The organism is Vibrio sp. 03_296 (assembly GCF_002265885.1).
Map to the genome: position 1 here is coordinate 146717 of NZ_NPKW01000070.1, position 20151 is coordinate 166867.

16 protein-coding genes are annotated in these 20151 nt (G+C 47.1%); 10 read left to right on the forward strand and 6 right to left on the reverse strand.

The window, feature by feature from the left end; translation table 11 throughout:
- Window positions 1-15: 15 nt before the first annotated feature.
- A complete protein-coding gene (locus CIK04_RS09250; protein ID WP_097352738.1) occupies window positions 16-2868 on the reverse strand; it encodes an Ig-like domain-containing protein in 2853 nt (950 codons plus the stop codon).
- A gap of 337 nt (window positions 2869-3205) precedes the next feature.
- Here CIK04_RS09250 and hrpA point away from each other — a divergent pair, with 337 nt between their 5' ends.
- A complete protein-coding gene (gene hrpA / locus CIK04_RS09260; protein ID WP_097352737.1) occupies window positions 3206-7138 on the forward strand; it encodes an ATP-dependent RNA helicase HrpA in 3933 nt (1310 codons plus the stop codon).
- Window positions 7139-7259: 121 nt separating this feature from the next.
- Window positions 7260-7757 (forward strand): outer membrane beta-barrel protein, encoded by a 498-nt coding sequence (locus CIK04_RS09265; protein ID WP_011080213.1) that lies wholly within the window; start codon window positions 7260-7262, stop codon window positions 7755-7757.
- 36 nt (window positions 7758-7793) lie between these two features.
- Here the strand turns inward: CIK04_RS09265 and CIK04_RS09270 are convergent, their stop codons facing one another.
- Window positions 7794-8246 (reverse strand): hypothetical protein, encoded by a 453-nt coding sequence (locus tag CIK04_RS09270; RefSeq protein WP_053543046.1) that lies wholly within the window; start codon window positions 8244-8246, stop codon window positions 7794-7796.
- A gap of 213 nt (window positions 8247-8459) precedes the next feature.
- Between CIK04_RS09270 and CIK04_RS09275 the strand changes: the two genes are divergently transcribed.
- The 4 genes from CIK04_RS09275 to CIK04_RS09290 all read left to right on the forward strand — a co-directional run bounded on the left by CIK04_RS09275 (window position 8460) and on the right by CIK04_RS09290 (window position 11350).
- Window positions 8460-8858, forward strand: a complete 399-nt coding sequence (locus CIK04_RS09275) for a hypothetical protein (RefSeq protein WP_097352736.1) — start codon at window positions 8460-8462, stop codon at window positions 8856-8858.
- A gap of 43 nt (window positions 8859-8901) precedes the next feature.
- Window positions 8902-9363, forward strand: a complete 462-nt coding sequence (locus CIK04_RS09280; RefSeq protein WP_017421093.1) for an OsmC family protein — start codon at window positions 8902-8904, stop codon at window positions 9361-9363.
- Between the two features lie 219 nt (window positions 9364-9582).
- Window positions 9583-10491, forward strand: a complete 909-nt coding sequence (locus CIK04_RS09285; protein ID WP_198516118.1) for a triacylglycerol lipase — start codon at window positions 9583-9585, stop codon at window positions 10489-10491.
- 16 nt (window positions 10492-10507) lie between these two features.
- Window positions 10508-11350, forward strand: a complete 843-nt coding sequence (locus tag CIK04_RS09290) for a lipase secretion chaperone (protein WP_097352735.1) — start codon at window positions 10508-10510, stop codon at window positions 11348-11350.
- A gap of 52 nt (window positions 11351-11402) precedes the next feature.
- Here CIK04_RS09290 and emrD read toward each other — a convergent pair whose 3' ends face one another.
- From emrD to speA, 3 genes are all read right to left on the reverse strand, one after another.
- Window positions 11403-12608, reverse strand: a complete 1206-nt coding sequence (gene emrD, locus CIK04_RS09295) for a multidrug efflux MFS transporter EmrD (protein WP_039449780.1) — start codon at window positions 12606-12608, stop codon at window positions 11403-11405.
- A 365-nt stretch (window positions 12609-12973) separates the two neighbouring features.
- The gene (gene speB, locus CIK04_RS09300; protein WP_011080223.1) at window positions 12974-13909 is read right to left on the reverse strand and encodes an agmatinase; all 936 of its coding nucleotides are present in this window, start codon (window positions 13907-13909) and stop codon (window positions 12974-12976) included.
- Window positions 13910-15820 carry an arginine decarboxylase gene (gene speA / locus CIK04_RS09305; protein WP_176463308.1) on the reverse strand — a complete coding sequence of 637 codons (1911 nt, stop codon included), beginning with the start codon at window positions 15818-15820 and terminating at the stop codon, window positions 13910-13912.
- Between the two features lie 213 nt (window positions 15821-16033).
- Between speA and CIK04_RS09310 the strand changes: the two genes are divergently transcribed.
- Entirely contained in the window at window positions 16034-16510 is a 477-nt protein-coding gene (locus CIK04_RS09310; protein ID WP_097352733.1) for an HAD family hydrolase, read from the forward strand.
- Window positions 16511-16626: 116 nt separating this feature from the next.
- Here CIK04_RS09310 and CIK04_RS09315 read toward each other — a convergent pair whose 3' ends face one another.
- Window positions 16627-17457, reverse strand: coding sequence for an HDOD domain-containing protein (locus CIK04_RS09315; RefSeq protein WP_039539633.1), 831 nt, complete (start codon window positions 17455-17457; stop codon window positions 16627-16629).
- Between the two features lie 215 nt (window positions 17458-17672).
- Between CIK04_RS09315 and CIK04_RS09320 the strand changes: the two genes are divergently transcribed.
- From CIK04_RS09320 to CIK04_RS09330, 3 genes are all read left to right on the forward strand, one after another.
- A complete protein-coding gene (locus CIK04_RS09320; RefSeq protein WP_045590681.1) occupies window positions 17673-18245 on the forward strand; it encodes a DJ-1/PfpI family protein in 573 nt (190 codons plus the stop codon).
- 11 nt (window positions 18246-18256) lie between these two features.
- A complete protein-coding gene (locus CIK04_RS09325; RefSeq protein ID WP_017421086.1) occupies window positions 18257-18796 on the forward strand; it encodes a GNAT family N-acetyltransferase in 540 nt (179 codons plus the stop codon).
- 251 nt (window positions 18797-19047) lie between these two features.
- Entirely contained in the window at window positions 19048-19857 is an 810-nt protein-coding gene (locus CIK04_RS09330; protein ID WP_017421085.1) for a helix-turn-helix transcriptional regulator, read from the forward strand.
- The last annotated feature ends 294 nt before the right edge of the window (window positions 19858-20151 follow it).

Genomic DNA, 20151 nt, shown 5'->3' on the forward strand with positions numbered 1-20151 from the left:
CTTGGAGGCAGGGAATTACTGGTTTTGTTCGATCATTTGATTAAAGTAATCCACTTGTTCTGCCATTGAGAGGCTTTCAGTATTGGAACCTAATGTCCAAATAAAGAAGCCACCGTAGCCATTCTGTTTTTGCCAACGAGCACGCTCGATATTGTTTTCACGCGTTTCGACAAAGCGGCCATTTGGTCCCCACTGGCTATTGATGGTCGCCCCTAGGATGATTTTCGACGGATCGCCCACGTGCTTAGCGTAGTTTGCCATTGCCACGTCATATCGGAAGTTTTCGCCAGCGTCGTAGGCCATCACATTGAAGAAATCGATGCTCTGTTTGGTGTTTTGCAGCAAAGAAATCACTTCACCGTGGTGAATCGAACGGGCGGGTTCAATAAATGAACAGTCGTCATATACGGCAGGGTTTGAACACGATTCCGGATCGGCACCGACGTGATAGGTGGTCAGTGAGAGCAACTTGCTGTCACCCACTTGAGCACGAATACGTTGAATCAGGTCTTCCAAATTGCGATTCGATTGTTCGGTCAATCGCGCGGTCGTCTCGTAGTCGAAATCAATACCATCAATCGAAACGTAACCTGCGAGCTGATATTTACTGTAGTCACATTGGCCGCTCCAATCCGTTGCCAAACACTCGCCAACCATCTCTTCCGGTTTCAAATTGCGTTTGTAAACAGGGTAAGGCTGGTTCATCAGTTTCACCAAACTGTTGGCGATATTCTGACGACCTTGCTCAGTCGCCATGTCATTCCACATGCTTTCGTACGTCGCACCGCCAAAGGCCACCATCATCGCTTTGCGTGGCTGGGCATGTTTGAGTTCCGTCCACGATTGATACGTTGGTGACATCCAATCTGAGTTGTAGCTTGGGGTTAGCATGTCGTCACTGATTTGGATATTGCCAGCGCTGTCCCATTTACCAAAGGAGAGGAAGTAAGCATCCCCCTGAGAGCGTTGAAGCTCTTCGATGTTCGTTAAACCCCAAGAGGTGAGATAGGTGATGCTGCGATCTGGGTTGTCACGTAAGCCAGTATCGGGCTTGGCCTCTTTGACTTCGATATGAGAAACCACCGAGGTTTGCTCGTTGCCTTTGGAATCCGTCGCAATGGCGTAAAGCTGATGTTGACCAAGCTGCGCCCCTAACCACTCATGTTGGTATGGGCTTTGTGTTGCCGTCGCAATCAGCAGATCATCGGCGTAGAAACGCACTTGCGTGACTTCTCCAACAAAACTGGACGCATCGGCGGTCAATGTAATCGCACGGCCTTGGGTAAAGACCGAACCGTCGCTTGGCGAGGTGAGCCCTACAACCAATGTTTTATCCGTGATGGCTACAGTAATCGGTGACGTTTCGCTGCTCGCGCCTTTGTCGTCATAGGCCATCGCCGTCAATTGGTACATGCCCTCTGCTTGTCCCGCCACGGTGAGGCGATAAGCGTCGACATCTTGTTGGCCGTCAGCGGTCGCAACCACTTTTCCATTGAGTAGCACCTCGACTTTTTCGATATCACCATCTTCGTCAGTCGCAGTTAACACGACATCAAATGGTTGGTTTGGTGTGAGGCGATCGCCATTCGATGGTGAAAGCAGATCGACTTCAGGTGCGTAATTAGGGTCACATTGACCAACTTGATCCCAGGCATCTTTCCAAGCGTCTGGGTAGCTAGGGTGTCCGGTTCCAGGTGCCCATACAGGGTTGCCACACCAGCCAAACACTTTACAAGAGAAGATCTCGCCGACATTGGTAACTTGATCGCCCACTTGGTAATTGACGCCATCTTGATAGCGAGGCACATCGCCACAACTGTTACTGGATTCGGTCACGGAGATGCTCACTTGCGCCACGCTTTGCAGTTTTTGTTCATCAACTGCGGTGGCCGAAAGCGTCACGCTACCAGCATTGACAGGCTGCCATTCACATTCGAAAGGCGTGCTTTCGGCAGGTTCAAATTGGCAAATCTCCACGCCATTGGCATCTAAGGTGACGCTCTTTAAATCGTCATCAGCATCAAAGGCTTCAACCGCAATGGCAATACGTTCTGTTTTCTTAAAGCTCTGACCACTTTGTGGTGTCAGGAAGCGAACTTCTGGCGCACTGTACTGGTGATCGGGAATGACGGAAACCGAAACGCTTTGTGATTCCAACTGTTTACCTGCGTGGTCAAACGCCAGCGCGGTGACAGTCTGCGTACCTGTGGTGTTAGGTATCCAGCTTTGCTGATATTCCTGCGTGTTTTCGTCCACTGTTTGCTCGCCAAGTCGACGATTTTCGGCCCAAAACTCCACTTTGTCTGCAGGACCAGAGAGAGAAATGGAGATAGAAGTCGGTTCTGATACGGTTAGCGTGGCACCTTCAACAGGTGCAAGAATGGTGAGTTCAACTTCAGGATCCACTGGAGGAAGAGTGCCCCCGTCGCCATTGAATTTAATGCTCTGTTCAAATCGGGCCAAATCGTTCAGTTGCCCGTTGTAACCTATGGTCAACTGAAACGATTGATTGGCTTGCAAAGTGGTTTTGACCCAATCCTCTTGAGGAAATTGAAACGTCACGATATGCCTTACGCCACCTTGGATGGGTTGATGAGTGATGGCGCTGCTTGGGTAAGAAAGGTGCTCTGACGCCCATTGAACATCGTTGACCGCACTAGGCAAAACAAACTCTATGTTCGATTCACGCATCTCAATTTGGCTATCACCGGCGTTGCTCACTTGCACGCGATAAGTGCTCCACCATTGACTTTCCGAAGGCGCTTGCACGCCGATTTGCACCGTTTCCGCCAATGCTGCAGAGATCGGATTCAACGCGAACCCAACCGTTAGCATCAAGCCGGCAAGTGTTGTGGTTTTTCTGTACATGGTTTTTCCTTATTGTTTCACTTTCCAATGAGCTTGGTTTCGAAGGAAATAGTACTTCGAGATAAAACAATTTTATTGAAGGAAAATTCTTACAAATTAGTAGTTTGGCTTGTAAATTGACAACGAATTTGCAAATTCTGGTGGAATGTCACGATTAAATCTTTTGCTCTAATTGCAGTTGATTTTTGATGTTTCATAGTATTTTCAAATCTGATTTTTGCTATTGATTTGTGCTGTAAATGAGTTGTTGCATCACGCGCCTTACACGCTTCGCGGAATGCGCCGCCCTGTGATACAATCCGCGCAGTTTTATCCCATGAAAATAATAGGAAATGCTTTGACTTCGTCACAGCCAAATACAGAATCCCATGCTTCTGAGCAAAAGGCTCAAGCAAACAGCGCCGCGTCATTACGCAAGGCGCTCAGTCAGTGTTTGATCAAAGATCGCTTTCGTCTGAGTAAGCGCATTGCAGGTGCCAGTAAAATTAACAAAGAATCGGCCCGCAACGCAGTGTTTGATGAGATCGCACTAGACATCGCAAAATCGATGATGGAAGTGGAACAGCGCAGCCGCCATCAACCGAAAATTGAGTACCCAGAAATCCTGCCTGTGAGTCAGAAGAAAGATGACATTGCAGATGCCATTGCTCATCACCAAGTGGTGATTGTGGCGGGTGAAACGGGCTCAGGAAAAACCACGCAGTTACCTAAGATTTGTGCCGAATTAGGCCGTGGTAAGTTTGGCTTGATTGGCCATACGCAGCCACGTCGATTGGCGGCACGCTCGGTGGCCAATCGCATTGCCGAAGAGATGGAAACTCAATTGGGTGATTTTGTCGGCTATAAAGTTCGATTTAACGACCAAATCTCTGAAAATACGCAAATTAAGTTGATGACAGACGGTATCTTGCTGGCCGAGATCCAACACGACCGTTTCCTCAATCAATATGACACCATCATCATCGATGAAGCGCACGAGCGCAGCCTAAACATCGATTTTATCTTGGGTTATTTAAAAGAGTTGCTGCCACGTCGTCCTGATCTGAAAGTCATCATTACGTCGGCAACCATTGACCCAGAGCGATTCTCCAACCACTTTGGCGGCGCGCCGATCATTGAAGTGTCGGGACGGACTTACCCTGTGGAAACGCGCTACCGTCCGTTAGGGGGGGAAACCGAAGACGATCGTGACCAACTTGAAGGCATCTTTGACGCGGTTGACGAGCTGTGCGACGAAGGCTTAGGCGACATTCTTATCTTCATGAATGGTGAGCGTGAAATTCGCGATACCGCGGATGCGCTGGCCAAACGTAAGCTTAAAGATACTGAGATTGTGCCGCTGTACGCGCGTCTTTCTGCGGGCGAGCAAAATAAAATCTTCCAGCCGCATACTGGCCGCCGCATTGTCTTAGCGACCAACGTTGCTGAAACCTCATTAACCGTGCCGGGCATCAAGTACGTGATTGACCCAGGTACTGCACGTATTAGCCGTTACAGCTACCGCACCAAAGTACAACGTCTGCCCATTGAGCCAGTTTCTCAAGCCAGTGCTAACCAGAGAAAAGGTCGTTGTGGTCGTGTGCAAGAGGGTATCTGTATTCGTCTCTACTCTGAGGACGATTTCAATTCACGTCCGGAGTTTACCGATCCTGAAATTCTGCGCACCAACTTAGCGTCGGTTATCTTGCAGATGACAGCTTTGGGCCTTGGCGATATTGAAGCGTTCCCATTTGTTGAAGCGCCAGATAAACGCAACATTCTTGACGGTGTGCGCTTGCTTGAAGAGTTGGGCGCCATCAACAGCAATGCCAAAGATCCGAAAAAACGCCTCACCGCAGTGGGCAAGCAGTTGGCTCGTTTGCCGATTGACCCTCGCTTAGCGCGCATGGTATTGGAAGCGCCAAGATTGGGTTGTTTGAAAGAAGTCATGATCATTGCGGCGGCCTTGTCGATTCAAGATCCGCGAGAGCGACCGTCAGACAAACAGCAATCGGCAGATGATAAGCATCGTCGCTTCTACCATGAAGATTCTGATTTCCTCACCTTTGTGAATTTGTGGAATCACATTCAGAAGCAACAAAAAGCATTGTCGGGTAACCAGTTCCGTCGTCAGTGCAAAGACGATTACCTCAACTACTTGCGTGTTCGTGAGTGGCAAGATGTTTACTTCCAGATCCATCAATCGATGCGTGAGATGGAGTTCAAGCTCAATAGTGAGCCTGGCTCTTACGATGCGGTGCACAGCGCAATTTTGACTGGCCTGTTATCGCATATTGGGATGAAAGATCAGGAGAAAAATGAGTATCACGGTGCACGCAATGCCCGTTTCCATATTTTCCCTGGTTCAGGTCTCTTCAAGAAGCAGCCAAAGTGGGTGATGTCGGCAGAGCTGGTAGAAACCTCGAAACTGTGGGGCCGAATTATCGCCAAAATTCAGCCAGAATGGATTGAACCATTGGCGAAGCATTTGATTAAGCGCAGCCACAGCGAACCGCATTGGTCGAAGAAGCAAGCAGCCGTGATGGCGTACGAAAAAGTGATGCTCTATGGCATTCCGATTGTGCCTAAGCGCTTGGTGAACTACGGCAATATCGATGCATCAGTGAGTCGTGAAATCTTCATTCGCAGTGCGCTGGTGGAAGGCGATTGGGAAACCAAACACGCCTTCTTCAAACAAAACCGTAAATTGCTACTCGAAGTGGAAGAGCTGGAGCACAAATCTCGTCGTCGCGATATTTTGGTTGACGATGAAGAGCTGTTCCAATTTTACGATCAACGCGTTGGCACGGAAGTGGTCTCTGGCCGCCATTTCGACACCTGGTGGAAGCAAGCATCGAAGAAAGAGCCTGAATTGCTGAACTTTGAAAAAGAGATGCTGTTCAAAGGCGATGCAAGCCACGTAACGGATTTGGATTACCCGAATTTCTGGCATCAGAATGGCTTGAAGCTCAAGTTGAGCTACCAGTTTGAACCGGGTGACGACAGCGATGGCGTCACGGTGCACATTCCATTGCCGATTTTGAACCAAATTGATCCGGCGGGCTTCGATTGGCAAATCCCGGGCTTACGTCATGAATTGGTGGTGAGCTTGATTAAGTCGCTACCGAAGACGCTGCGCAAAAACTTTGTGCCTGCGCCAAATTACGCCGATGCATTCTTGTCTCGCGTCACTGCAATGGAAATGCCGTTGCTCGATGCTTTAGAGAAAGAGCTACGCCGTATGACAGGGGCGACGGTGCTGCGTGAAGATTGGAAACCGGATCAAGTTCCTGACCATCTGAAAGTGACTTTCCGTGCGGTTGATGAAAGAAATCGTAAACTGAAAGAGCACAAAGATCTCCATGAGCTAAAAGAAAGCCTGAAAGAGAAGGTACAAGAAACCTTATCAAAAGTGGCGGATGACGATATCGAGCAACAAGGTTTACACACTTGGAGCTTTGGTGAGTTGCCACAGGTATATCAGCAGAAACGCGGCGGCTATCAGGTTAAGGCGTTCCCTGCGCTGGTCGATAACAAAGACAGCGTCGAGATCAAGCTCTACGAAACCGAGCAAGAGCAGATCAGTGCGATGCAGGCCGGTCAACGCCGTTTGATTTTGTTGAATGTGCCATCGCCGATTAAGTATCTGCACGCAAACTTGCCAAACAAATCGAAGCTGGGTTTGTACTTTAACCCGTACGGCAAAGTGCTTGATTTGATTGACGACTGCATTGCTTGTGGCGTTGACAAGCTGATTGAAGAGCGGGGCGGCTTGGTTTGGGAGCCAGAAAAATTTGAAGCGTTGAAGGAACACGTGCGCGCAGAATTGGGCGATACGGTGGTGGATATCGCCAAGCAAGTGGAAACGATTTTGACCACGGCCTTCAACATCAACAAAAAGCTCAAAGGCAAGATTGATTTCACCATGGCATTTGCCCTGTCGGACATCAAAGCGCAAATCGAAGGCCTGATCTTCAAAGGCTTTGCCACCGAATGTGGTTGGAAACGACTGCCAGATATCTTGCGTTACATGAAAGCGATTGAGCGTCGAATGGAAAAACTGCCTATCGACCCGAACAAAGATCGCTTACATATGTTGAAGATTGAGTCGGTAGTCAAAGACTACAAAGAACTATTGAACAAGATTCCGAAAGGATTAGCGGTACCGGAAAATGTGAAAGAGATTCGCTGGATGATCGAGGAGCTGCGAGTCAGTTTCTTTGCTCAACAGCTCGGAACACCTTATCCGGTCTCCGATAAACGAGTAAAAAACGCTATAGAAGCTTGCTAATACGTTGTTTTGCGGTAGGCATATAAATTGCAGACGCTATAATAACGGATATTGATATGTCGGTCAGGTGGCAAAACCATGCCACCTGAATGACTGACTAGTAAACAAGAGAAGGTTAACAATGAAAAAGACTCTTTTAGCACTAGCGCTTATCGGCGCGTCATCAACTGCGATGGCAGATTCATGGATTTACGGCGGTGCGAGTGTAGGTCAGTCTGACTACAAAGGCGAAAGCGACACGTCTTACTCACTGCATGTAGGTACTGGTATTCTACCTATCATCGGTATTGAAGGTGGTATCACTCAACACGGTACTTTTGGTATTGATTACTCAGGCACTAAGCGTGACACCAAGTTGAGCTCTTACTACGCGGCGCTAAAACCAAGCATCGATTTTGGTCCACTGCACATTTGGGCAAAAGGCGGTTTGCACTCATGGGACAAAGAAGTGACTGGTCTTTCTTCTTCCAATGATGACGGTGTCGATATCATGTACGGCGTGGGCGCTGAATACTTTATCTTTGGTCCACTTTCTGTTGGCGCAAGCTACATGAACTACACCATGGACAAAGATGACGTGGGTACATTCTCACTTAACGCGACGCTACACTTCCTATAAGCTGACGCGAAATTGTTCCTATAAACCGCTAACTTGTTAGCGGTTTATTTTTATCCCCACTTTCTCGAAACGTGCTTCTACCGATGGTTGTTCATCCTGATACCACTCCTTTGGCATGGCGTTTTCTAACCCCGCTTTTTTCAGACTCGCTTGTTCATCTTTGGTGATCACAGCGTAGTGCAGCCATTGCTCAAACAGCGACGTCAGCGATACCAAAGAGATCTGCTCATGGTCTTTCCAGTGGGCTTTCAGCAAACCGACGATGCTCTGCTCAGGCACAAGTGGCTCAATAACACATTGCTTAGTGGTGACAACTGAAACCGAACGAGGCAACTTTTCTCTTGCTAAGTGCCAATCTGGCTTGCCTTGACGCGTGAGCAATTGGTGCTGATAGCAATAATAAGGGAAAAGGAAGCGTTCGATGGCGTGCCAACGTTCAGCTTTCACTTCTAACAAGATGTGTTGCAGTTCTATATGGGTGTCGTACATAAGTGCGATGTGGCTTTACAGTAAACTCGAATAGGATGGGCTTATTGTAACGCAGTTCTGCGTGAAAGCGTGGTTTGGCGCAGTAAGCAAGTGAATCAATCCGCGTTATTCTGGTTGGCTTATGAGGCCATAAAATATCAGAATCGAGATTGTCTTGATATCAAAAGGGTTTTCTATAATCATCTTTTTATAAAGCTAACTAGATGAAAAACAATGAAAATTACACATGCCATTTATATCCATTCTGCATTTTTAACCTTTGTTGTGGTGGTCATGCTTTTTTCTTCGGTGGTCTGGGCAAACGACACTTGGTTTGATCCTATGGAAGAGAGCATGCTCAATAAGTACATCATGGGGCGCGTCTTTGTCGAGCAATATCCGCAGCAAGAGACAGCGCGTTGCCATTCTTGCCTAGAACAAAGCGTGATTGAGTTTGATACCCAAACCCGCACGGCGCTCTATTCCCATCCCGGTGGGGAAGAAGGCTACACCAGCATCTATAAATACGAAGATCACACCATTCGTCTCAACGGCTTATTGCTGCACATCAAGTTACAAGAAGACAGAGTTGCATTAGAAACCGAGAGTGGCGTAGTGTTTCTCTCCAATTAAAAATTTTGGCATAAAAGCCAGTTTTGCCATTCATGGAGGGACGATGGCGGAGTACAAAGCGAAAATAGTGTGGCAGCGTCAGGCGAGCGAAGCGTTCTCTGACAATCAATACAGCCGAGGTCACATGTGGGAATTTGATGGGGGTGTGCAGGTACCGGCGTCGGCATCGCCACATGTGGTGCCACTGCCGCTTTCTGTGGCGGAAAATGTCGATCCTGAGGAGGCGTTTGTTGCTGCTCTTTCAAGCTGCCACATGTTGACGTTCCTTGGTATTGCCGCAAAACAGCGCTACGTGATTGACGAATACATCGACGACGCAGTGGGAATCATGGAAGAGAATGAGCAGGGCAGAATGTGGGTGGCCAAAGTGATTTTACGACCAATAATCCGCTTTTCCGGTGACAAGCAGCCTGATCGACAAGCTTTGGAAAAACTGCATCACTTAGCACACCAGCACTGCTTCATTGCGAACTCCGTGAAGAGTGAAGTGATTACCAAAATTTAGCAAAAGCTAATTAAAACAGAACCTTACTTTGTGCGGTATCGTGTGATGTTTACCATTCTTGTTGAACTGTAAGATAGGCTCACGAATGTTAAATTAATGTTAATTAATAATGCCACTTTCGCTGAATTTCCCTTCTACCTTTAATTGGCTCCTCAGAGGTCCGATTAGTAGAAGGAAAATAACTTGAAACGGAAAATATTGTTCGCTGCTCTCTGGTGTATGAGTGCTGCTGCCCTCGCAGGGACCAGCACCTCATCCCTCAATCAAACGGGGTATACGCAAACGCGTTATCCTATCGTGTTAGTCCATGGTCTGTTTGGCTTTGATAAGTTGGCGGGCGTGGATTATTTCTATGGTATTCCTGAATCCTTAACCAAAGATGGTGCCAAGGTGTATGTCGCGCAAGTCTCTGCTACCAACAGCAGCGAAGTGCGTGGTGAGCAGCTCCTGTCACAAGTGGAAATGCTGTTGGCAGCCACTGGCGCAGCAAAGGTCAATTTGATTGGTCACAGCCATGGTGGTCCGACGGCTCGCTATGTTGCTTCTGTTCGGCCTGATCTCGTGGCGTCAGTAACCAGTATTGGTGGGGTCAATAAGGGCTCTAAAGTGGCGGACTTAGTCCGAGGTCATGTTTCCGAAGGCTCGGTCACCGAAGCACTGGCAGTGAAACTCGCGGAGGGGCTTAGCGGTCTGATTGGGCTACTATCTGGGGGCAGTGGCTTGGATCAAGATCCGCTCGCGTCGCTGGATGCACTGACAACACAAGGCTCATTGCGCTTTAACCAATTCTACCCAGAGGGAGTGCCTCAAACCGAGTGCGGCGAGGGTGAGATGTTGGCTGGCAATGGCGTCTATTACTACTCGTGGACGGGTTCGAGCACCTATACCAATGTTTTGGATCCCGCCGATGCACCAATGGCCATTCTTGGTCTGGCGTTCGGTGGTGAAGCGAACGATGGCCTTGTTGGCGCGTGCAGTACCCATTTGGGTAAAGTGATTCGTGACGACTACAAAATGAATCACTTAGATGAGATCAATGGCCTGCTGGGTATTCATCATTTGTTTGAAACGGATCCCGTCACCCTTTATCGCCAGCACGCCAATCGTCTGAAACTACAAGGACTGTAGCCTTAGAGGTAACACTATGAAAAAGACCGCACTGACCATTATCATGATCGCCTTGGGGAGCCTCGGTGCGGTCTATTTTTTACCTTCGGAGCCTGTGGTGGAAAAAGACATACGTGCCACTTCTCAGCACGATACTCTCGTTGATAACACGTCGCCCAAAGCCTTTTTGGACTACTCACTCTCCACGCTAGGTGAAAAACCTTTGCAGGCAATAACACAAGATGTGGTTAGCGAAGAAGGGGTGTTAGGCGAATTGCAGCTGGATGAGCAGTTATTCGCACTTTACCTTCGCTACAAGCGAGCTCTTGCAGATTTAGACGTTGAAATAACGGATTCAGACATCACCTCATTAGAAACCTTGCATCAAGTGATACTCGATTTACAGCGAGAGTTCTTTTCAGCGCAACAAATCGACCTGATTTTTGGCGAGGAGAACCAATTAAGGGCGCTTGCTCTGGAAAAAGCGCGCTTGAGTGAACAGGGCTATTCAGCAGAAGAGCAGAAACAGCTCTGGCGTGATCATTTGGCACTGCAACCGGAATACGTTCAAGAAAGTGACGCCAACCGCCGATTGATGAGTGAATTAGCGCAAGGAGAAGATGCACAAACCACTTATCTCAAGCGAGTGGAACTCGTGGGCGAGCCTGGAGCACAGCGACTGGAAGTGTTGGACCAAAATCGCGCCGAGTTTGATCGCGTTTTTCAACATTACTTAGAGCAACGTAACACAATTCTTGATGACCTCGGCTTGAGCGATGAGCAAAAGCGCCAACAAATCACAATGTTGAGAGAAAGCAGCTTCGACGCAAAACAATGGCGCAGAATTGAAGCTCTTGAGCGCATTGCAGATGGCGGATAATCGCTATCGTAGCAAAATAAAAAAGAGGCGATGAAATCGCCTCTTAGAAAGATCAGATTGCCAGCGGCATTTCATTGGAAGAATCCGGTTTACGATAGACCAAACGCAACCCTAACATCGCAAGGATGGACATTGCGAGCATGAGGCAGCCAAGAGGCAGTTGATCTTGGGCTGGGAACAAGGAGGCGATTAATGTCGCGATACCTGCACCTAGATTTTGCATGCCGCCCAAAATAGCGCCTCCGGTTCCCGCGTGATAAGGGAAAGGAGCCAGTGCGCCCGTGGTCGCCGCTGGGAACAAAATGCCTGCGCCAAGGAAGTAAATCGTCGCACCACCGACCAACGTCAGTGCCGTTGTTTGACCAAACAGACCTGGAATCAGCACCACGGCTGCGCCGATCAGTATTGCGACCAAGCCAACGTTCAGAGCACGCTTTTGTGAGCGACGCTGAGCAATGTAGCTTGATAAGCCCGCACCAATCAGATAGCCCGGGATCGGCAATACAAATAGAATGCTGACGATAGTCGCAGGTAGCCCTAACACACCACCTAATAACACGCCCGCCGCTGCCTCAAAAACCGCCACACCAGCAAAGGTTGCAACTAAGCAAAGTAAGTAACCTTGGAAACGTTTGTTGGATAAAACGTAGTGGTAGCTGCGCGCGACAGACTCGTGTTTACGTTTTTCTTTTGGCAACGTCTCCATCATGCTGGTCATCATGGTAATAATGACCGCAATAGCAAACAGTGCCAAAAACAAATAGCTTGAACGCCAGCCAAAGGTTTCCGTCAGCACGCCACCCAATACAGGAGCCATCAGCGGTGAAAAGATCACGCACATGCTGATCAAACTGTTGGCGCGATGTAATTCTGCGCCTTCAAAGCAGTCACGAGTCAGGGTACGAGACATCGCACCACCACAACCGATACCCAAGCCTTGAACGAAGCTACCGACAAGGAACCAAGTGTACTCGTGCGCAAACAGTGACAGCATAGTGCCGGCAATGTAAATCAATAGACCGGCGATGATGATCGGCTTACGGCCAAGGCGATCCGACAGTGGACCATAGACAAATTGCGATAATCCGTAAGGGATCAAATAGCACGCCATGACAGCCTGCAGTGCAGCAGGCGATACCAAAAACTCACTGGCCATGTGTCCGATTGATGGCACGTACATGGTTTGAGTCATTTGACCCACAGCGGTCAAAATAGCGATCAAAAAGGTAAGCTTGGCTAATGGAAATGACGCGGACATCTGCGCAAATTCTCCGGCTAAATTAAAAACGAAAAAGACCATGACAGATCGGTAAAGACTGCCAAATAATGAGTTTTATAGGGATTTACGGCGCGAGATATTAGTCGTTGATGGCATTGTGATCAATCTGAAAATGTGATCTTAAGCAAGATAAAAATCTATCTTTTGCATTAGAAAAACTAATGATTATTTTTTATTTAACGATCCGTTCATTAATGATTCCTTGGTTTGAGATAACAAAGAGAGGGGCTGAGGAGGAGGTAGAATAGCCTTAGGGTCGTTAGTGGGGAACATGGAAAGTAAGCATAAAAAAATCCGATAAACAGAGTTTATCGGATTTGGTGGTCTTGCTTCAAAGTCTTCGCTTAGAACTCTGATTCAAACTCTTTATTTGCTGCCCAAGCGTACATCAGCTCTAGCGCGATGGTTGCGCCAGCCAGTGCCGTCAAATCGCTTTGATCGTATGGAGGAGAGACTTCCACCACATCCATACCAACGATGTTAACGTCTTTTAGGCCACGGATGATTTTCAAAATCTTGTCCGAGTTCAAGCCGCCGCAGACAGGTGTACCAGTACCTGGTGCAAAAGCCGGATCGAGACAGTCGATATCAAATGTCACATACACCGGCTTATCTGCCACGATGCGGCGGATATCTGCAAGGATCTCTTCTACGCTCATGTCGTTGGCTTGCATCGCATTGATGACGTTAAAGCCGTGACCTTCTTGCTTGTACTCAGTACGGATACCGACTTGTACTGAATGCTTAGGAGAGATAAGCCCTTCTTTTGGCGCATGGTAGAACATGGTGCCGTGGTCATAACTGCTGCCGTTTGCGTACGTGTCGGTGTGTGCATCGAAGTGGATCAGTGCCATTTCACCGTAGTGTTTTGCGTAAGCGCGCAGAATAGGCAGCGTGATGAAGTGATCACCACCAAGGCCAAGCATTGTTTTGCCACTTTTTAGGATCGCAGAGGTCGCTGCTTCCATACGGTAAGTGAAGTCTTCTGCATCACCACAATCGAAGACAAGATCGCCACCGTCAATCACTTTCACCTTTTTGAATAGGTTGAAATCCCAAGGGAATTTCTTACCTTCCCATGCAAGATTCACCGATGCACGACGGATCGCATCTGGGCCCATACGCGCGCCAGGACGACCAGAGGTTGCCATGTCTAGCGGTGCGCCAAAAACAACGAGGTCAGCGTCTGCTGCGACAGGATCTTTGACATACGGACGACGCACAAAACTCATCGAGTTTGAGTAGAGTGAATAATCAGTTTTAGTAAACAAATCATTCATTTAGAAATCCTCTAAATAGGTGTAACCAGACAGACCTTGTTCAAGCTCTGCTAGAATCTGTTGCTGTTCCTCTTGGTCAACGCGCTGCGATACCAAAGAGTGATAATTTTTGCGAATTTGGTCTACATCGATGTGTACGTAACGCATCATGTCTTCGACGGTGTCGCCTTCGTTGATGAAATCGATGTTGATCTCACCTTGGTCGCCCACGTTCACCACAACACTGTGGGTATCACCAAATAGGTTGTGCATGTCACCAAGAATTTCTTGGTATGCACCCACGAGGAAGAAGCCCATCAAGTATGGCTCATCTTCGTTCCATGCAGGCACTGGCAGTGTGCTTTCGATGCCTTGACCATCTACATAGGCGTCAATCGCGCCATCTGAGTCACAGGTGATGTCGAGCATTACTGCACGGCGATCAGCGGCGTTTTGTAAGCCAGACAGTGGCAGAACAGGGAAGACTTGATCAATACCCCATGAATCTGGCAATGATTGGAACAGTGAGAAGTTGACAAAGAACTTATCCGCTAAACGCTCTGACAATTCATCAAGAATTGGGCGATGGAAGCGGTTCTTCGTGCTCATCAAACGGTTCAATTCATAGTAGATACGCAGCGATGTTTGTTCTGCCCACGCGCGATGCTCAAGGGTTAATACCCCGGTCGCAAACTGTGAGTGCACTTCCGCCAAGTCGCTTTGCGTATCGTTGTAAATTTCGATCAGTGCACGAGCATCGGTGCCATTGTGCAAGTTCAACCAGCTGCGCCACATGTTGTTCAGTAGAAGAGGGAAGTCTTCTTCTGGCTCTGTCACGGTTTCTGGTTTGTAAGTTTCAGTACCAATTACGTTCGAGATCAACACTGCGTGGTGTGCTGTCAGTGAACGACCAGACTCAGAAATGATCACTGGCATTGGTTGCTTGTAATCTTTACACACGTCACCCACGGTATTGACGATATTGCGTGCGTACTCCACCAAGCCGTAGTTCATCGAGTTGGAAGACTGGCTGCGAGTGCCATCATAGTCAATCGCTAAGCCGCCACCCACGTCGAAGTAAGTGATGTTGGCACCCAATGTACGCAGCTCACAGTAGAAACGTGCCGATTCATTTACACCATTACGCACATCGCGAATATTTGCCATTTGCGAGCCTAGGTGGAAGTGAACGAGCTGCAACGTATCGAGTTGGTTTTCTTTCTTCAAACGGCTGATCACATTCAGCACTTGTGATGCAGAGAGACCAAATTTCGATTTCTCGCCGCCACTGGCTTGCCATTTACCTGCACCTTGAGAAGCAAGGCGAATACGAATGCCAAGACGTGGTGACACGCCCAAGCTTTTCGCTTCACGTAGCACGAGATCAAGTTCCGACATTTTCTCTAGAACGATGAACACCTTGTGGCCAAGTTTTTCACCGATCAATGCTAAACGGATGTATTCACGGTCTTTATAGCCGTTGCAAACAATAACAGAGCTTGCGTGCTGAGCCATGGCTAGAACAGCGAGAAGCTCAGGTTTACTGCCTGCTTCTAGGCCTAGCTGTTTGGTTTCAAGTTGTGCCTGGCTGGCAAGAATCTCATCAACCACTTCACGCTGTTGGTTTACTTTGATTGGGTAAACAAGCAGGTATTTATTTGGGTATTGATACTCTTCAATTGCCTGGTTAAACGCGTCACAGATCGAATGCACACGTTGATGCAGAATTTGCGGAAATCGAACCAAAACAGGTAGATTGAGCTGACGCTCTTCTAGCTGCTTAACGATTTGGCTTAACTGCACTTGGTGGGCATTGTCACTACGTGGGGAAACGTACATTTCACCTTGGTTATCAATGCCGTAGAAGCCTTGGCTCCAGTAATGAACGTTGTAGTCGGCGCGAACGCGGTCTAATTTGGATGTTTGTTCCACATCTAATCTCACAGAGTATATCCGAAATACAGCAACGGATATTAAGAACAAAACATGAGTGGAGAGTCCCTCTCATGGCCTGGCACGCAACGCGTGTTGCGCGAATTAACGGACAATTTACCACTTGAGTCTAATGAATAAAATTGATTATTACGACAAGAGTTTATTATTGAGAGGTCGGTAAAAAGACCAGCGAATTTTCATGGAGGAACAATGCATAAAGCGATCTTGTTTGATTGGGGAGATACTCTCATGATTGATGACAAAACTCAGCAAGGAAAGATGAGGTATTGGGATAAAATTCAATTGGTTAATGGTGCTTCTGAGACCTTAAGAAAACTGAGTTCTGTCTATCCACTTTACGTAGCAACCGGTGCTGGCGATTCAACAATTAAAGATATTCATGCAGCATTTGAACGTGCTGAAATCGATGTTTTCATTAAAGGCTATTTTAATCGGCAAAACATTCCGTTTCTCAAAGGCTCAAGTGACTTTTATCTCGCCATTTCCTCTGCGTTGGGGGTAAAGCCCCAAGAGCTTTGTATGATTGGAGACAGTCTAGAAAAGGACATCATTCCGGCCAAGCAGGCAGGGTTTTCCGCCATTTGGTTGAATCATCACCGCCATACACCGCCGCCTCAGGTCGTGGCCATTACCCAGTTGCAGGCGCTTGAAAGTTTGTTGTTATAAAAGAGGGCAGCAACGAAAAGCGGTAGGTCAAATGAAAACAACCGAGTGAAGGCGCTTCCATGGCTGTTCACCCGATTGTTTGATTGTAAGACTAAATCAAGTTAACTCAGCCACTGCTAAGCGGCCACCATTTGCATTGCCAAATCGCGCCCGTTTCCTCTCACTTTATCTATCTTGTCGACAAAAGCGGCGGAGATACACAGCAAGCGTGAATCGGGATGGTTGGCCAGGAAATGTGCTTTTTCACTGGGATCTTTAAAATCATCCCAACTTTTGTTTATTGCACGCGCGAAATGAATAATGGTCGCGAGCTTTGGTGATACATCGGCCTCTCTGGGTTCATGGAAATGTTCAATTGCATCCGCCATCTCTTCAGGAAACTTCCAACTTCGTGCCAATTTGGCTCCTAATGTTGGTGATGAGACATTCAGTAGCTCTTCTTGTACGGCAATGGCGTCTGCACCTTTATTAACGCGTTGGTTAATCTCCATGGCTTGTTCGGGCACTAATGTGTGGATCATCAACTCGCCAATGTTGTGCAAGACTCCAGTGGTAAAGGTTTCATTGACGTCCATTCCAGCTTCTGCCGCCAATTTGGACGAGATGACCGAAACCTCGAAGGTGTCGGTCCAGTATTTTTCCATATCCAAGGTTTTGACCCGTGGGAAAGCGCTGGAAAGTACCGAGGCGACCACTAGCGTTCTCACAGGGCCCGTGCCGACACGAATCAAAGCATCATTGATGGTGGCGATGGATTTCGTACCACCAAAGTGGGCGGAATTGGCCATACGTAGCAATCGGGCGCTGAGCACTTGATCCATTGATATCTTTTTCGCTAAAGCGCCAAAGTTAACCTCTTCTTGGTTAACCATCTCCAGTAATTCTTGCAGCAGACTTTGAATACGTGGTAATTCATTTAATCGAGTTATTAACGCAGCCTGACTCATGATCATTCTCCTCAATGCTCAGCATAATGAGCGTTAGCCATTTGAATATAGGTCAGGTCATCTGATATTTACAAAAAAGTAAATAATAACGATGGTGGCCCTTGATGCCCGTATGGGGTAGGTAAATCAGAGCAGTGACTTCGCAGCGTTAACCGTGCTGAGAAAAGCGCTTAAGCCACTTGGAAGTGAAACAATGGATAATCAGTGAGGCAAGGATGAACATTGGAATTTATATTTATGATGAGGCGGAAGTCCTCGATTTTGCAGGACCATTTGAAGTGTTTTCAACCGCCAACCGTTTTGGTCAAAACCATTGGCAAGTCGCATTGATTGGCGAAACAGACAAACAGGTAAAAGGGCGAGGAGGCTTCTATGTTCAGCCCCACTATTCCATCGACAATCACCCTCACTTAGATTTGCTTTTGGTTGTCGGGGGCGATCATCGTGATGAAGTTAAGAAACGCAATGTTATCAACTGGATCGGTAAAACGGCAATGCAGGCGAGTTTAGTCGCCTCCGTGTGTACCGGAAGCTTTCTGCTGGCGGAAGCTGGCTTGCTTGATGGTTTGCAAGTCACGACGCATTGGGAAGACATCGAAGATTTAAAACAGCGTTATCCCAAGCTGGCGGTTTTGTCGCAACGGCGTTGGGTGGATAGCGGAAAATACACCACCAGTGGTGGAATTTCTGCTGGTATAGATATGAGCCTCTATTTGGTCGCCAAGTTGAAAGGCGAGGATTTGGCTCGTCAGACGGCCAAGCAAATGGAGTATCAGTGGAATCAATAATGAGGTCATCCGTGACAAGTGTGGAGCAAGGGCGTTTTCATTTGAGAATGCTGAGCGGTAGCGATGAGGCATCGCTGCTGGTATTTGAATACGAAAATCGCCATTGGTTTGAGCGTTTCATCACACCGCGAGACGCGTCGATGTTTTCTGAGCAGGGGATCCGAAAACACATCGATTACTGTTTATCAGAATACCAACATAAGCGAATGCTACCAATGATTGTTGAATCGGATGATGGCGCCATTGTGGGGCGTGTGAACTTTCACGACATCAAGTTTAACCGTGGCGTTGCGACGCTCGGTTATCGATTTTCTGAAGAGAGTGCAGGAAAAGGCATTGCCACACAAATGGTGACAAAATCGATGGTGGTATTGGAAAACCTAGGTTTTAGAAGCGTGCTTGCTGTGGTTGCCTCAGACAATTTTGCATCGCAAAGAGTGCTCGAAAAATGTGGTTTTAGGCAGATGAACCTGATCGCAAATTATGTGACCTTGCACGGTCAATCGGTCGATTGTTTTCGATATTTGTATCAATTTAAGGTTAAAAAGTAGCCATGCTTAACAGAAATTAGAAAAAATACTCTAAATGATGAAATTAGAGGATGATGTTCTCTTTGTTATTGTTTTTAATGAATAAACGAGATAACTACTTAAAATGTGTGTGTTTGGTGATATTTGTTCCATAAATGCTAAAACACGTTTTTGAGCACATTATTTATAACTAAATCAACATAAATAGTTGCTAAAGATCTTGAACTGGTTACAAATGTAGCCCGGAAATACTAATAATAGGGAAAGAAGATATGCAAGATACCACTCCCGAGTATCTGTTGGCTGCTTTAAGACAGGCGATCAAAAGCAAGGGGCTGACATATCGAGAGTTGTCTGACAGGTTAGGAATACCTCTTTCTACGTTTAAAAGACACCTTTATAGCTCGAACATTTCGCTCGATAAGCTGCTGGAATATTGCCGTGAGACAGATACTTCGCTAGAAGAGCTGCAAAAACTGGCGGTTCAGTTACAAACCAACGATGAAAATTACTTCAGTCACACTCAAGACGAAGTGTTTTTCAATTTTCCGGAACTTTACGACTTTTACCGAGAAATTCGTCATTTGCGTGACAAAGATGGATTTCGTTGGATGAAAGAAAAACATGGGCTTGATGAATCAACCACTTACTCCTATTTCCGTGCTTTGGAAATGTTAGGTTTGATCAAGTTAAGTGAAGATCACAAGTTCAGTTTGATCGGTCCAATGTACTATCGTTTTGCGGACAACTCTAAGCTCAACAAGAAGTACACACAAACACTGAAAGATCAGACCACCGCGTATAAAGATTGCGTCAAAATTGGTTTTTCACGTATGAATTTGACCGATGACCAACTTAAAGCGATTGGTAAAGTGATTGCCAAAGAAGTGCTGAAGTATCATAGCGAAAATATGGCGGAAGGTAATTTTGAAGTGTCTGATTTCAAAAACGTGCTCTTGATTGCGAGCCCCCATGAGCCGTTGATGTTCTCTGATGGCATTGGAAAACTGCCAAATGATTTCTTAAACCAAATCAAAGATGCAATTGACAAATCAGGGGATAAGCCGAGTCTTGCTCTCTAGAGTGGGATAAACGAAATCTTTGGCTATCTTGAATGAAAAATAAAAAAGAGCCGTCACATGAAGTGTGGCGGCTCAGATTGATGACGAACCCCGCTTTTTAAGTGGGGTTCTTTTTTGGAAGCGACCGTAGGTCGCGATCGTGATTTTTTTTGTTATATCGTGCGCAGAAGTTTCCATTCATTACACGGGTATACAGAAGCAAGTATCTGCCTTATTTCTGCCATATTTAAGCCCATTTTTCGTAGATAGTTCACCACCAACGCTATCTTCTTGATGTTTTGGGCTGCCGCTGCC